Annotated in this window: 9 protein-coding genes; 2 read left to right on the top strand and 7 right to left on the bottom strand. The window is 56.1% G+C overall.

The annotated features are described in order from the left end of the window. Positions 1 to 65: 65 nt before the first annotated feature. From BN5935_RS07555 to BN5935_RS07530, 6 genes are all read right to left on the bottom strand, one after another. The gene (locus BN5935_RS07555; protein WP_064975569.1) at positions 66 to 1,910 is read right to left on the bottom strand and encodes a RagB/SusD family nutrient uptake outer membrane protein; all 1,845 of its coding nucleotides are present in this window, start codon (positions 1,908 to 1,910) and stop codon (positions 66 to 68) included. A 2-nt stretch (positions 1,911 to 1,912) separates the two neighbouring features. Continuing rightward, on the bottom strand, positions 1,913 to 4,963 hold the full coding sequence (locus BN5935_RS07550) for a SusC/RagA family TonB-linked outer membrane protein (protein ID WP_082944058.1): 3,051 nt from the start codon (positions 4,961 to 4,963) through the stop codon (positions 1,913 to 1,915). Between the two features lie 97 nt (positions 4,964 to 5,060). Next, positions 5,061 to 6,557, bottom strand: a complete 1,497-nt coding sequence (locus BN5935_RS07545) for a DUF5018 domain-containing protein (protein ID WP_082944057.1) — start codon at positions 6,555 to 6,557, stop codon at positions 5,061 to 5,063. Between the two features lie 43 nt (positions 6,558 to 6,600). Further along, positions 6,601 to 7,635 (bottom strand): glycerophosphodiester phosphodiesterase, encoded by a 1,035-nt coding sequence (locus BN5935_RS07540; protein WP_064975567.1) that lies wholly within the window; start codon positions 7,633 to 7,635, stop codon positions 6,601 to 6,603. A gap of 1 nt (position 7,636) precedes the next feature. Then, positions 7,637 to 8,866 (bottom strand): DUF4855 domain-containing protein, encoded by a 1,230-nt coding sequence (locus tag BN5935_RS07535; RefSeq protein ID WP_064975566.1) that lies wholly within the window; start codon positions 8,864 to 8,866, stop codon positions 7,637 to 7,639. Positions 8,867 to 8,894: 28 nt separating this feature from the next. Next, on the bottom strand, positions 8,895 to 9,917 hold the full coding sequence (locus BN5935_RS07530; protein ID WP_064975565.1) for a phosphodiester glycosidase family protein: 1,023 nt from the start codon (positions 9,915 to 9,917) through the stop codon (positions 8,895 to 8,897). A 194-nt stretch (positions 9,918 to 10,111) separates the two neighbouring features. Here BN5935_RS07530 and BN5935_RS07525 point away from each other — a divergent pair, with 194 nt between their 5' ends. Together BN5935_RS07525 and BN5935_RS07520 are read left to right on the top strand one after the other, a co-directional pair. Continuing rightward, entirely contained in the window at positions 10,112 to 11,338 is a 1,227-nt protein-coding gene (locus tag BN5935_RS07525; protein ID WP_064975564.1) for a n-acyl-d-glucosamine 2-epimerase, read from the top strand. Continuing rightward, on the top strand, positions 11,317 to 13,272 hold the full coding sequence (locus tag BN5935_RS07520; RefSeq protein WP_064975563.1) for a beta-N-acetylhexosaminidase: 1,956 nt from the start codon (positions 11,317 to 11,319) through the stop codon (positions 13,270 to 13,272). Before BN5935_RS07525 ends, BN5935_RS07520 begins: the two co-directional genes overlap by 22 nt. Here BN5935_RS07520 and BN5935_RS07515 read toward each other — a convergent pair. Further along, on the bottom strand, positions 13,259 to 14,458 hold the full coding sequence (locus BN5935_RS07515) for an ROK family transcriptional regulator (RefSeq protein WP_064976879.1): 1,200 nt from the start codon (positions 14,456 to 14,458) through the stop codon (positions 13,259 to 13,261). The genes BN5935_RS07520 and BN5935_RS07515 overlap by 14 nt on opposite strands. Positions 14,459 to 14,570: the final 112 nt, after the last annotated feature.

Below are 14,570 nucleotides of genomic sequence, written 5' to 3'. Positions count from 1 at the left end.
AATCAAGCAAGAGGAATTTTCTCGTCAAAAACTCCTCTTGCCAATTATTGATCGACGGCACTCCGTCACTGATTCGACGTATCCGTCGCACCTCCGGCGTATCCGGGGTTCTGGCTCATGCCGGTCTTGCTGACCTCGCTCTGCGGGATAGGCCACAACCGGTAATGCGGCTCCCATTTGCGGTTCTTGTCGCGCACGAGACGAATTTCAGGGTCTTGAGGGATTGCAATGTCGTTCAGATCGTAATCGTCTCCCTTCTCGCCGAATTTGGGCAGTTTCTGCACCGAAGGATACGGAGCCTTGAAACCGCCGTATTTCTCCTCGGGCATCCCGTATATCGGCTGCGAGTTCACCAATGCACCGATATCCCAGCGGCGCAGGTCGATCAGGTGAAGCCCCTCGAATGCGAACTCCACTTTGCGTTCGCGGCGCACCAACTGACGCATCTTCCACACATTGCCCTTTCGGTCATCGCTTACATCAGGCATGCCGGCACGGTTGCGGACCTCGTTCATCACCGTATAGATACGGTCGTCCTCGTCCTCGGCGCCCATGGCCCAAAGTTCGATCTTCGCCTCGGCGAAGTTCAGCAGCACCTCCGCATAGCGCAGAATCGGGAAATTGACGGTCGACTGGCCGATGTTCTCCGTGCTGTCGCGCTGGAACTTGGCACACATATAACCCTTACCCGCATTGGCGAAACTGGAGAATGCCGCAGGATCCGTGAAATCGAGATTATCCACCTTTTCCCATGTCCTCGTGGTATAGTTATAACTCAAAGTCTTCCGGTAGTTCTCCTTGTCATTCGGATCTCCTTCGTAAGCATTGAGAATCACCTTTAGCTTACCGCTGCCCGTATTGACGGTGATGGTATCGCCCGTGATGAAAATAGTGGAATAAAGCCTCGGGTCACGATTCTTCTTCGGATCAGTAGGATCATACAGCGGCGACTCGTCGATACGCTTGCCGTCGATGCACTCGAAAGTGTCGAAAAGCGTCTGGGTCGGATAACGCCCAGTTTGTCCGGCAAAACGACTTGTCTCGGTGAAGCCAATATAGTGATCTTTCTTTTCGCCCGTTGCATAGAAGCAGGCCTCCAGAATCAGCTCGCTGTGGGCATTGGCCTGTCCCTCCGTGGTGAAGAGCGAGCCGAAATCCTTGTACAACTCGCGCTTGCCGATCACCTTCTCGGCCGATTCAGCCGCGATCTTGAAATAATGAGCCGCGTCATTGTTATAGTTGAAGCTGCCACCCATCAGCGCGGCACGCGACATCAGGCCGTAAGCAGCGGCCTTGTCAACGCGCCCGCGTTCGGAAGCGATCCAGTCAGGCAGGATTTTGGCCGATTCATCGAGTTCTTTAAGCACGAAGTCGAGAATCGTAACCTTCGAAGTACGCTGACACTTAAAGTCCTCGAACTTCGGCGGTTCGGTGAAGAAAGGCACGTCGCCGAACATCGCGATCAGGTAGTAGTAGGCCATGGCCCGGAGCACCCGCGCCTCGGCGGTGTAACGCGCCATATTCTCGGACTGCGCAGCGTTGGCATTGGCCAGCATGGTGTTGGCACGCTGAACGATTACATACCACCCCTTCCAATAAGAAAGAATCGTACCGTCATCGGGCCAGATCCGCCCCGAGCCGAGCGTTTCATTCTCATCGCGTTCTACGACCAGTCCCGTCAGACCGTCGTAGACGGCAAAGGCGGGAAGCCGGTAACGAAGGCTTGCGCCGCTTGACCAAAGATAGAGACCGTTGTAGATTCCCGTCAGCGCCAGTTTGGCAGCCTCCTCGCTTTTGAAGAAATCTCCCGTGGTAGGTTTCGACGGGTAACGGTTCAGGAAGTCCTCCGCACACGACACCATCGACAGTGCACAGAGCAACAAAATCGGATATTTAATGAACTTTTTCATAATCAGAAGCGTAAATCAAGACCGACAGTAAATACACGCATGATCGGATAGAACTCGGAGCCATAAGCATTGTTCGCCTCGGGATCGAAGCCTTCGAACGCATCGGAGAGCGTGAAGAGATTCTGCCCGCTGACATAGACGCGTGCCGACTGCAAACGGATCTTCGAGATGATCTTCTTGGGAATGCGGTAACTCAGCGAAACGTTCTTCAGACGCACATAACCGGCATTTTTCACCCAAACGTCCGACTGATAGTAATTGTTCTTGTTGTTGATCGACAACCGGGGGAACTTGGCATTGAGGTTATCCTCGCGCCAATAGTCGGTCTGGCTCTCGAACATCGAACGACCGTTGTCGAACGGGATGATACCGGCGCCGTTGTAGCGCTTCATCCGCTCACCGACACCCTGAATGAAGACCGAGAGGTCGAAATTCTTCCACGAAACGTTAGCCGTCAAACTGTAGAGATAGCGGGGACTCGCGTCGCCCAACACATAAACGTCGTTGTAGTCGATCGAGCCGTTGCCGTCCTTATCATGATATTTTACGTCACCGGGTTTAAGGTTCGTCTTGTCGTTGTTGAACGCCGGCGAAGCGTCGATGTCGGCCTGATCCCGGTAAAAACCGTCGGTCTTCCACCCGCGGATGGCATTGCGAAGCTCACCCGGACGCAAAGCGCTCAAATCCTCGCTTGAAGCAATATCCGCCACTTCGAGGATCGTACTCTTGGCATCGGAGAAGTTGGCCGTAAACGAGTAGCGCCAGTTACCGTTCTTCGACGAGTTACGGTAGGTGAGCGAAATATCGTAACCGCGTGCCCGCATCTTACCGATATTGAAATAAGGAGCATCATAAACGACGAAGGTCGGAATCGGGGGAATCTGAATCAGGTCCGAAATATCACGATTAAAAAAGTCGAACGTCAGTGAAAGTTTGTCGTCCAAAAATCCCATATCCAGACCGATGTTGGCCTGCTTGGAAGTTTCCCACGAAATGTCTGCATTGAACAGCTTGGCCTGAATACTGCCGAGCAACTGCTCGCCGTTGAAAAAATAACCGTTCCAGAGGTTGGTCGTCATCTGGCTCGTGAACGGATAGTAGTCGTTGAGCCACTGGTTACCGAAATGCGCATAGGAGGCACGAATCTTCAACGAGGAGACATACTTCTCCACCGGCTGCCAGAACGGCTCCTGCGAAATACGGTAAGCCACCGAACCTCCGGGGAAGAAGCCCCAGCGGTTATCAGGCATGAAGCGCGACGAACCGTCGAGACGTCCGGTGAGTTCAATGAGATATTTCTCCTTGTAATTGTAATTAAGCACACCGTAATACGAGAGCATCGCCCATTCGTCCAGCGCCGACCCGCTGGTCTGGGTCTTCGACCCGTTGCCCATATCGTCGTATCCGGGAATAAAGAACCCCTCGCGCGAGCCCGAAAGACTCTGCGATGTAAGGGTCTCGAGCTGTACGCCGGCCAATGCACTGAAGTTGTGATCCTTTTTGAAAGTTTTCTTGTACGAAAGGCTGGCGTTGAACTGAATCTGCTGGTTCTTTTTCCAGTACATCGAAACCTTCCCGTCGGGAGTAGCCTCGGGATAGGTATATTTCAGCATCCCCTGCGTATAGGTATCGTAAGGCTTGGTTACAATCTTCTGGTTGTCGTGCTGATAGCGATAGCTGAACAGCGACTTGAACTCCAAACCATAAGGCAGTTTTAGCACGAGATTACCTTTGGTCCCGAACCCGGTCACGCCGTTCTTCTGTGTGCCGCCATCGCGGAGAATGGCAATGGGGTTATAGCCGTTGAGACCCTCGCCCCAGGTACCGTCGCGGTTGATACCGGCGAGCGTCGGGGTGTAGGTCAGCGCCTCGCCGATAAGCTTCTCGGGCGTGGTGATCGACGGAGCCGTCTCACTGGTACCGAAAGCGTCGAAATCGACACTGAAAGTGGCCCACTTGGCGAGGTTCATATCGGTATTCACCCGAAAAGTCTTGCGGGAGAAGTTGTTGTTGTCGATCAGTCCGTCCTGAAACTGGTACGAACCATCGACATAGTAAGAACAAACATTACCTTTTCCCGAAACGCTCAGGGCGTGGCGGTGCATGTACGAACTGCTCTTGAGCATCTCCTTCTTCCAGTTGGTATCGAACGTCGTCCAGTTGTCGGCGCCGTAACGCTTGTACTCGGCGATGTAGGCGGGGGCGAAACGGGTGCTCTGCCCGGGGGTCAGGGCCGCGACATTCATATACTCCATGTACTCGGCACCGGAAACGGGCGTCGGCATTTCAGTAGGAGCAGTGATGGCGTAATAACCCGTGTAGGAGAACTGGGGCACCTCGCTCGTACCGCGCTTGGTAGTGACGAGGATAACACCATTGGAAGCACGCGAACCGTAAATAGCCGCAGATGCGTCCTTGAGGACCGAAACACTTTCTACGCTATTCATATCGACCTTATTAAGATCGCCCTCTACACCGTCAATCAGCACGAGGGGACTGGTCCGCGAGTTGATCGAACCGATACCGCGAACGGTAATCTCACCGCCGTCAGCACCGGGACGTCCCGAAGCCTGCACGACGCTGACACCGGGCATCAGGCCTTGGAGAGCCGACGACAGGTTGGGAGCGTCACGCTTGACGATGTCCTTTCCGGAGATCGCCGAGACGGAGCCGGTGAGGGTCACTTTCTTCTGGACCTGATAACCGACCACAACCACGTCGTCGATCTGTTGATCCTCAGGTTCGAGGGTGATGTCGAGCTTGGTCCGGTTGTTCACCGGCACGGTACGGCTGTTGTAGCCGATAGAGCTGACGGTCAGCGAAACCGACCCGGAAGGCAGCGTAAGGGAGTAGGAGCCATCCACGCCGGCAGCCGTCGCAATCATCGGCTTCGATCCCTCGACCATGATCGTCGCACCGATCACGGGCTCTCCGTCGGAGGAGACGACCTTACCCGTCAGGGTCAGCTTATTGGAGGCCGGTTTCGACGCGGTTTGCGCCTGCAAAGACACGCAACCGACCAACAGCAGGATTAGTAGTGCTAATTTTTTCATACGAAAATCTTATATCAGTTTTACAGCGGCGGTTAACTGAAAAAACCGGAGGAGGCCCGCTTATGCGGCCGCTCCCCCGGTAATCGAAAGGAGGTTGCTACTTAACGTTGGTAATATCGTAGGCAACCATACCGACGCCAGACAAGAGGTTGTAAACACGGCAACTCAATTTGCCTTCATCCTCCCCGCTGCCTTCGGCAACTACGCTGACCGCAATACCGCCCGTTCCATTCGGATCAAGCGCCGACATCTTGCCCGCAAATACGTCCTTACCAAGATAGACGACCTTGGAATCCTTACCCGAAACCTCAATCAACTGCGTATAGAGGTAAATCTTGTCCTCCGAATAGTCCGGAGTTTCCATGCTGAAGTATGTGCACGCAGCCAAGTAATTAAGACCATTAAATGTGAAAGGTTTAATCTGCAACACCTTACGGCCGTAACCATGTTCCTTGAACATATTGTCCTTGTTATCCGTGCCGCCCGGGATATCGTTCGGATCGACACCGCCTTTGATATAAACGATCTGATCGTCAAGGCCAACATAACCGATACGGGTAATGGGGGAAGCAGCAGCGTTTCCTCTGTCACACCAGTAGAACGGCTTGGTTGCCAGCTCGCTCGCAGGCCAAAGCATCTGGAACGCATCTCCCGAGCGATATCCGGCAGGCACGGCAACCAGTTCAGCTTTCTGAGCAAGGACACCGTTGGTCACTTTCCAGCAATAGTGAGCGGCAGGAGCGGCGGCAGGCTCCACGGCTCCACCCTTCTTACCGATATTGGCCTCATTTATATTATAGGCCAAAAGGAGAGCATTGCCATCGATGTCGCCGACAATCTCCAATGAACGACCGAAATCCTCGGTATCCGTCATACTGTGCTCGAGAACCTTCTCGGGAGCAGCTTCCAACGACTTCCAGCGGAATACCTGCCACGGAACAGGTTTGATGTACGTTCCCAGCGTAGCGCCGAGCAGATTGCCCTTGCTGTCGTTGGCAACGATAAACGGCGAGTGCCAAGCATCGGCAGCCTCCGTAGCGATCCCTTCGACATTCAGGAACTCACCAGTAGGCTCACCGGTTTCGCCGTCAACGATCTTGCCCGGACGGGAAATGATCACCTTGTCACCGAATACGGCGATCGTAGGCTCACCGACACCGATTCCGAGATCCTTGGCCGTCTTTACCCAGAAACGCTTCACCGACCCGATACCCGAGGCGACATACTTGCTGACGACGGGCTTCACGGTCCAAGTCTTCTGCGTCTTCCCGTCCTCGGCCGTAACGAGATAGGTCACCTCCTTGGTGAAATCCTGACTCACGCTGAACGTGGGAACCACCGTAGCGCCGATCGAGAGTTCGCCCGTAGGCTTCACGTCGGAGAGTAGCTCGAGCACATCGGGAGTCACATAAAGCTCCACGAGAGCCTTGTCCTTGTCGATCTTGGCCTCGACGTTGGGAACGGAAACCGAGAATTTCTCGATCTCACAATACGGACGCTTTTCCGGTCCTTTATCGGAATCGTCGTCCGAGCACGAATTCAGTCCGAAAACTGCCAGTGCACCAAGTGCAAGTGTTAAAAACAATCGTTTCATACAATTTTCTTTAAGGTTATTTGGTTGTTGTGTAACTTGTTGCTTATTGCTTGTTTCTCTTTTCGATCATCTCCAGCAGCATTGCGGGCTCGTCCGTGGTGATGAAATCAACGTTCATATCGAGCAGCCGCTCCATGATCTTCGGGTCGTCGACCGTCCAGACGTTGATCGTCAGCCCCAGCATCCGCGCCCGGTCGTAGAGCCGCGGCATCTTGTCGAACTGCGAAAAATGGTAGTCGATGCCGCTCATCCCCTCGATTTTCTGCTGGTCCATCGGCACGACGGCCCCCAAGTAGGCGATATGCGCCGTGGGATCGAGCGCCCGTACGCGCTTCAGCACCTCGTAGTCGAAACTGATATAGTCGACCCACGCCTGCGCGCCCATTTCGTGCACCATTGCCACAACGGCATCGGTCAGTTCGAGGCCGATCTTGTTGTGCGGCATAGATTTCAGCTCGAGCACCAGCCGCGTCCGGTTCTGTTCGCGGATAATATTCAGATACTCGTCCAGCGTCGCCATCACCTCGCCCTTTTCCAGCACCACGCGGCGCATATCGGAGAGTTTCGACAATTCGACGATCATACCGTCGTACTCGTAATCGTGGTTGATGGCGATGTACTTGTCCTTCGTGAGCCAGACATCGAACTCCGAGCCCTCGCAACCCAGCTCGATGGCCTTGCGCAGTGCATGACGCGAATTCTGATGGTTGCCGTAGTGTTTCCATGCGCCGCGGTGAGCGATGACTTTGTTATGGATGAACTCGTCCTTGACGATGGTGAACCGCTTCTGCGCATCGCCGCATGTGACGTCGATCTCGAACAGGATGGGCGACGAAGCCGTCACGACCGCTTTTTTGCAGAGTTTCAACTGGTTGCCCACGATCTCGAAGAGTCCCGAGGGATCACCGGCGAGCATGACGGGTTCCTCCGTGGAGAAACGTCCCACCGCCGCGCCCGGCACCCCGACGGGCACCGTGTATTTCTCCAGCGCCAGCAGCGGCTCCGCAGCGGCGGCCGCGGTCGTCGTCAGCAGCAGGAGCAGCGCCGCAAAGGTTTTCAGCAAAAGGTTCTTTTTCATCTTATTCCGTTTTTTTCCGTTCGTTCAGGTAAGCCTGCTGATGTGCGAAAACAAACATGCAGAAGTCGTCAAAGGTCTGGCGATCGACATTCAGCGCAGCCTTGGAAAGCTGGCAGAACGCGTTCTCGCCCATGTAGTAGGCCAGCGACTGTTTCGCGTAGACACCACTCTCCTTGAAAGCCTTCATGTATTCATACAGCCGCAGACGCTTGGTTCCGCCCAGACTCTCGATAGCCTTCTCGTCGAATTCGACCTCGTAACCCAGATCGTATTTCCGGATGGTCTCGACGGCATCCGCAAGCCGGTTGGGATCGAACTTCGAACTCGACTCCTCCGGAAAGAAATAATTCGGCTGGAGGTATGCCTGATCGAACCCGTAATCCTTCCATGTGTAGTAGTCGGGATCGTTGCCCTGCCAATCCTTCTTGCCCTTCCAGTAAGGGATCCACTCGAACCGCAGCCCCTTCGAATGCAGGTATTCGGCCACGCCCTCGATGATCCCCGACGAGTGGTACATCTCTTCGGCGACCCAGTAGAAGCCCGCCAGTTCCACGTTCTCGTAACCGCCCGCATCGAACATCTCGCAGGCTTTGTCAATGTACCATTTGCAGGCCGCCAACCGGTCCGCCGAGTTGGTGAAGTCCAATTTCCGGCCGTCCACCACGCCCCAATAATCCTTCGCAAGGGTCGGATAGTTCGAACCGGCACCGCCCACGATCGGCTCGGGAAGCGTCAGCACCACCTGCCGCTTGTAGGCCGGGCGTCCGATCTTCTCGATCTGCCTGCCGACGGTCTTGTCCAGCGCATCGACGCTCACGTCCTTCGTAAAATAGTAGTCCAGCAGCTCCTGCCACTCGCTCTTCCGGGCCGGAAGCCCGTAATACCCCGTGGCGAAAATCTGGTTCGTCTGGTCGTTGCCCTTTCCCAGCGTGAATTCGATCAGCAGGAACGAATCGAACAGCCAGTACTTATTGTCGTTTCGGTCGGTGTAGACCACATGCGGCTCGAAGCTCGCCTCGTTCCACACGACCTGTCGGTGACGGCCGCCGCCGTAGATCAGCGCCAAGTCGGAAATGTAGGCCTTTCCATAGGGAGCAGGCTCGTCGGTCGAGGGTCCTTCGGGAGTGACGCCCTTTGTCTCCTCACCCTTGCAGGCTGTGATGCAAAGCACGAATAGCAACAGCAGTTTGCACATCAGTCCGGAAATGCCGGCAGGGTTGTTCAGTTTCATAGGTTTATTGCGTAATTTAGAATTAAAATCACTTTTTCTCGGCGCAAATCACCGCCGTAGGCATAGTCCGCTCGGCCGATATCCCGTTCAGCACGGTGCCTTCACGCCCCACAAAGGCCGAGGAGCCGCCGCCGTCGAGGTTCACGGCCATCACGCAGCCGAACCGCAGCAACAGGTCGCCCATCTCGGGAAGGGTAACCCCCGCACTCCCCTGCACCTTATCGCCATTGCAAACAAGGAGCACAAGCCGCTGCCGGGAACGGGTCGTCCCGAGCGCCGTGCGGGGACGACGGCCCATGCCGTTGATTCCCTGTCCCATATAATGGAGCACTTCCCGGTAATAGGAATCTTCCGCCACGTTCAGGCTGTCCATGACGAGCATCGGCCCGGCGCCGATAGCCTGCTGCGGCTCCCAGAGCTTGGCACCCGGCGTTTTCGAGGTCGGTGCAGCGGGCATGAAAGTCGCGGTGCGCTCGTCGTTATCCAACGGCGAAGGGAATGAATAAGGACGCATCGCATCGTCCTCGACACAGTAAACCCACGTCGTCTCGAACTTACCGTCGGCCATACGGCCGATGGCACCGCGCACGGGAAAGAATTGATAAGGCGACGACGAAGGCCCGGTCCATTCATAAGGATCGGGACGCGACTCCAACCAGCCGTTGCTGATCAGCAGGCAATACGAGCGAGGCTTCGCCGTCATGACGAAGAATCCGCCGTTGACCGCCAGGAACGGTCGATCCGTACCTTCGGCCAAGAAATCACTGAAATATTTGGTAGGTTTTTTCCCGGTGGAGAACCGGGGAAGGAACAGCAGGTCGGGATTTTCGACGAAATCCAGCACGGCATAGTAGCCGACGACTTTGCGGTTTTCGGGGAAGGTCGTCTCAAACGAACGGACATAAACTCCTTTCGGGTAACCTTCGTAACGTTCGGTAATGGTCAGACCCTCGGGGTCCTCATAAGGAGCATCAACAAGATCGCCGCCCGTGGAGGGGGGGGGGAATTTGCACGCCTCCGTCGTCGTCGGAACTGCATCCGGCGAACACACCTATTATAATAGCGGCGGCGACAGTCAGAAAAATAGTTCTGTTCAATTTCATGATACCCAAAACAATTATTGCCTGCACAAATATAAATAAAATAATTTACCTACAAAGAATATTTTAATAATTATTTTTACTCTAAAAATTGATAATGTTGAATTTTATTACTTATTTTGTTGAAAATTAACACCGACTAACCATGAATTTCAACTCACTGGCTGCGCTTTACAAGGCGGAACTGCTTGAAAATGTGATACCTTTTTGGCTGGAGCACTCGCTCGACCGGGAGTGCGGAGGCTACTTCACCTGCCTCGGCCGCAAGGGAAAAGTGTACGATACCGACAAATTCATCTGGCTTCAGGCACGCGAGGTCTGGCTCTTTTCGATGCTATATAATAAGGTGGAGCCGCGCAAAGAGTGGCTCGACGCCGCCATCCACGGCGCCGCATTCCTCGAGAAGCACGGTCACGACGGCGCCCTCAACTGGTATTTCGCCCTCGACCGCCGGGGCGCACCGCTGGTGGAGCCCTACAACATCTTCTCCTATACCTTCGCTACCATGGCCTTCGGACAACTGAACAAGGCGACCGGGAATCCCCGCTACGCCGACATTGCCCGGCGGACCTTCGAGATCATTCTCTCCAAGGCTTCCAATCCCAAGGGCAAATGGAGCAAGGCATCGCCCGGCAGCCGGTCGCTCAAGGGCTTCGCGCTGCCGATGATTCTCTGCAATCTGGCCATGGAGATCGAGCACCTGCTGGGCGAAGAGGTTCTTCACGCCCGCATGGAGGAGTGCGTGCATCAGGTGATGGAGGTCTTCTACCGTCCCGAACTGGGCATCGTGGTCGAGAACCTCACCGCCGACAACCAACTTTCGGACACGTTCGAGGGACGCTCGGTCAACCCCGGCCACGCCATCGAAGCGATGTGGTTCGTCATGGACATCGGCCGGCGGCTCAAGCGCCCCGAACTGATCGAACAGGCCAAGAACATCACCCTGCGGATGGTCGAATACGGCTGGGACAAGACCTACGGCGGCATCTTCTATTTCATGGACCGCAAAGGCTGCCCGCCGCTCCAACTGGAGTGGGATCAAAAACTGTGGTGGGTCCACATCGAGACGCTCATCTCGCTGCTCAAGGGCTATGAACTAACCGGCGACCGGCGGTGTCTGGAGTGGTTCGAACGGGTTCACGCCTACACATGGGAACACTTCAAGGACCCGGAATACCCCGAATGGTTCGGCTACCTCAACCGCCGGGGAGAGGTGCTGCTCGACCTCAAGGGCGGCAAATGGAAGGGCTGTTTCCACGTCCCCCGCGGGCTCTACCAATGCTGGCAGACCCTCGAACGGATCGACCGCAAGACAACCTTAATAAACCCAACCCCCAAAACCGAAACCTTATGCAAAGAAAATTTGCTGTAATCCTCTGTGCGCTGTTCTGCACACTGGCGGCTGCGGCCGGGAATCCCAAACCGTTCGTCATCCCCGAGCTCGTCGGCTGGGAGGGCGGCAACGGCCATTTCACGCTCTCCTCCGCCACCGTCGTCACCCACGACGAGGCCACGGCATCCGTCGCCGAACGTTTCGCCGCCGAATGCCAAGAGCTGCTGGGCTTCGCCCCGCAGGTGGTCCCGGCGAAGCGGAACCGGCAGAAATCCGGCATCATCTCGCTGGCCGTCACCCCGGGCAAATGCGGCACGGGCAACGCCGAGGGCTATGCCGTCTCGATCGGCAGGAACGTCAAAGTCTGCGCCAACGAGCCTCAGGGAGTCATCTGGGCGACGAAGACGCTCCTCCAGATGGCCGAACAGTCGACAGCCCTGCCCTGCGGATCGATCGTCGACTACCCCGCTTTCCCCATGCGCGGCTTCATGCTCGACGTGGCCCGCAAATATTTCGACCTCTCCTACCTCGAAGACCTCGTCAGGGTGCTCGCCTATTACAAGATGAACACGTTCCAGATCCACCTCAACGACAACGGCATGCAGGAGCTCTTCGAAAACGACTGGACCAAGACCCCGTCGGGCTTCCGGATCGAGAGCAAGACCTTCCCCGGACTGGCTTCGAAGGACGGTTATTATACACAGGAGGCTTTCCGCGAATTCCAGAAAGAGGCGCTCCGGCAGGGCGTCACCATCATCCCCGAGATCGACACCCCGGCGCACACCCTCTCCTTCTCGCACTACAAGCCCTCGCTGGGAAGCGACATCTACGGCAAGGACCACATGGACCTCTTCAATCCCGAAGGCTACGAGTTCCTCGACGCCCTCTGGCGCGAATACCTCTCGGGCGACGATCCGGTGTTCGTCGGCAAAAAGGTCCACATCGGCACCGACGAATACAGCAACAAGGATTCGCTGGTGGTCGAGCAGTTCCGCGCATTCACCGACCGCTACCTCCGCTACGTCGAGTCGTTCGGCAAGGAGCCGATGCTCTGGGGCGCGCTGACCCACGCCAAGGGCGTGACCCCGGTCAAGTCGGACGGCATCCTGATGAACTGCTGGTACAACGGCTACGCCGACCCGAAAGAGATGTACGCGCTGGGATACGACATCCTGAGCGTCCCCGACGGCGAAGTCTATATCGTCCCCGCCGCAGGTTACTACCACGACTACCTCGACACCAAAATGCTCTACGATACATGGACCCCGGCCAACGTCGGCAACCAGACGTTCGACCCGGCGGACCCGCGGCTCAAAGGCGGGCTGTTCGCGCTGTGGAACGACCACGCCGGCAACGGCATCAGCGTTCAGGACGTACACCACCGCATTCTGGACGCCGTCGCGCCGCTGTCGGTCAAGATGTGGAACGGAGCGCGGACCTCGCTGAGCTACGACGAATTCACGGCCCTGCGTCCGCAGATCAGCGAAGCACCCGGCGTGGACATCCTCTCGCTGCACCCGGAGAAAGGGGTATTGCTGTCTAAAAAGGAGATTTCGAACGGCGAGCGGCTGCCCCTGAAACAGGTCGGCTGGAACTACCGCGTGGAATTCACGCTGACCGCAGGTCAGAACCCCGGCGGCACGGTGCTATTCAAAGGCCCATACTCGACCTTCTACATCAACAACCCGCTCGACGGCCGGCTCGGGTTCTCCCGCGACGGATACACCTATTCGCTCGGCTACGCCCCGCCCGTCGGCAAACCGGTGCGCATCGCCGTCGAGGGCGACAACAAGTCCACGCGGCTCTACGTCGACGGAGAGCTGACCCGGACGCTCGACATCGTCTACCCCTACCGCGTGTCGGTGACCCGCCCGGCGATGATCATGAGCTATGTACAAACGCTGGTCTTCCCGCTGGAAGAGGTCGGGAATTTCGACGGCCGGATCTCCGACCTGAAGGTTACAGTCCGATAAGTTTGTTGCGTGCCAGCAGGCAGGCACCCGTGACACCCGCATTTTCTCCCAACTCCGAGAGACAGATGCGGGTGTCTTTGTTCACCAGCATCAGCGAGTATTTGTTGACGGCGTTCCGCACGGGAAGCATGATGTACTCCTTGGCCGTGGAGAGCGATCCGCCGATAACGATCAGCTCGGGATTGAAGATATTGATCAGCCCGGCGATGGCTTTGCCCAAGTTGTGGCCGACGGTCTCGAGGATCTCGATGGCGAGGACATCCTCGTTGGCGATCGCCGCCAGAATGTCGTCCATCGTGATCTTTGCACCGCTCTTGAACTTGTCCGACAGCACCGAGACGCTCCCTGCCTCGAGTTTCTCGAGGAACATGCGGTAGAGCGCCGAACCCGACGCGACCGTCTCCAGACATCCCCGCTTTCCGCAGCGGCAGATGATCTCCTCGTCGTTGAACGGGAAATGGCCGTACTCTCCCGAAAAACCCGAATGGCCGTAGAAGAGCTTGCCGTCGATGATGATCCCGATGCCGAGCCCCCAACTGGCGTTGATGTAAAGCAGTGTCTGCTGGGCGTAGCTTTCGTTGTTCATGTATTCGCCGTAAGCCGCGGCGCGGGTGTCGTTCTCGATGAAGACCGTATAACCCAGCCGCTCCTCGAGGAGCACCGACAGCGGCTGCTCCTCCACGAAAAAGTAGCTGTAACTGTACCCCGTCCGGGAGTTGACCCGCCCGGAGATGTTCACGCCCACGGCGAGTATCTTCGTCGGGTCGATCTTGTGGCGCTTGATGAAACCGAGGATGACGTTGCAAAGCTCGTCGAGCGCCTGCGGGCCCTCGAGGTTGAAATCGACCACCTCCCGGTGAATCAGGTTGCCCTTGAAATTCATGGCGCCCATGATCACGGAATCCTTCTTGATGTCGGCGCCGATGATCAGCCCCGTGTAGGGATTCAGCCCGTAGATGTTCGGCTTCCGGCCCCCGGCGGTCTGCTGCTCGCCGAAATTGTGGACGAACTCCTCTTCGATCAGCTCGCCGAGCAGCTTGGTGACCGTCGGAACGCTCAGATTGACAGCCTTGCTCAGATCGGCGATGCTCGAATCGCCTTCAAATATGAAATGCCTGATAATGTGCTGTTTGAGTATCGCATTCTTGTTGCCTTCGGTTGCAAGTTTGAGAAAAGACTGTTTCATGACACAATATTTTGTGTAAATATAATTAAAATTTATCAGTATCGAACAGCTCATGCGTTAAAATATTTTCCCAAATGCCCGGAAAAAGCGCATTTACGGCTCCATTTTCAGG

This window comes from Alistipes provencensis (assembly GCF_900083545.1).
GTDB lineage: Bacteria > Bacteroidota > Bacteroidia > Bacteroidales > Rikenellaceae > Alistipes > Alistipes provencensis.
This window is presented reverse-complemented; position numbering and strand designations above follow the sequence as displayed.

Coding starts and splice junctions, on each gene's coding strand:
- BN5935_RS07555 (WP_064975569.1), bottom strand. CDS start 1,910: ATGAAAAAGTTCATTAAATATCCGATTTTGTTGCTCTGTGCACTGTCG.
- BN5935_RS07550 (WP_082944058.1), bottom strand. CDS start 4,963: ATGAAAAAATTAGCACTACTAATCCTGCTGTTGGTCGGTTGCGTGTCT.
- BN5935_RS07545 (WP_082944057.1), bottom strand. CDS start 6,557: ATGAAACGATTGTTTTTAACACTTGCACTTGGTGCACTGGCAGTTTTC.
- BN5935_RS07540 (WP_064975567.1), bottom strand. CDS start 7,635: ATGAAAAAGAACCTTTTGCTGAAAACCTTTGCGGCGCTGCTCCTGCTG.
- BN5935_RS07535 (WP_064975566.1), bottom strand. CDS start 8,866: ATGAAACTGAACAACCCTGCCGGCATTTCCGGACTGATGTGCAAACTG.
- BN5935_RS07525 (WP_064975564.1), top strand. CDS start 10,112: ATGAATTTCAACTCACTGGCTGCGCTTTACAAGGCGGAACTGCTTGAA.
- BN5935_RS07520 (WP_064975563.1), top strand. CDS start 11,317: ATGCAAAGAAAATTTGCTGTAATCCTCTGTGCGCTGTTCTGCACACTG.
- BN5935_RS07515 (WP_064976879.1), bottom strand. CDS start 14,458: ATGAAACAGTCTTTTCTCAAACTTGCAACCGAAGGCAACAAGAATGCG.